Here is a 405-nt window from a genome sequence, read left to right on the forward strand (position 1 = left end):
CTTGCCTGGTTATATTCAGATTACTGATAAAAAAAGAGAAAATAAGAATATTATAACCATTGGTGTAGTGAGTCGTTTGGAGCATATCAAGGGTATGGATCTTGTAGTTCCTGCTTTTGCCAAAGTATATGACAAGCATAAGAATGTTCGTGTGTTGGTGGTAGGGGATGGTTCCTTGCTGAAACAAATGGAGGAAGATGCTAATAGGTTGCATCTTAAAAATATAATAAAGTTTGTTGGAAGGCAAGAACAAGCAGCCTTGCAATCATATTATGATAAAATAGACGTGTTATTAATGCCATCTAGAAGCGAAGGCTTCGGCCTGACGGCAATAGAAGGTATGGCACGTGGATGTGTGCTGGTAGCTAGTAATACAGGAGGCTTGCCTGAGGTAGTCAAAGAAGG

1 protein-coding gene is annotated in these 405 nt (G+C 39.8%); it reads left to right on the forward strand.

Annotated features, from left to right (window positions below):
* The coding region (locus D4A39_RS17295) for a glycosyltransferase family 4 protein (protein WP_119918606.1) at positions 1–405 on the forward strand (405 nt) is incomplete at both ends.

The sequence above is a fragment of the Alcanivorax profundi genome (genome assembly GCF_003597125.1).
Lineage (GTDB): Bacteria > Pseudomonadota > Gammaproteobacteria > Pseudomonadales > Alcanivoracaceae > Alcanivorax > Alcanivorax profundi.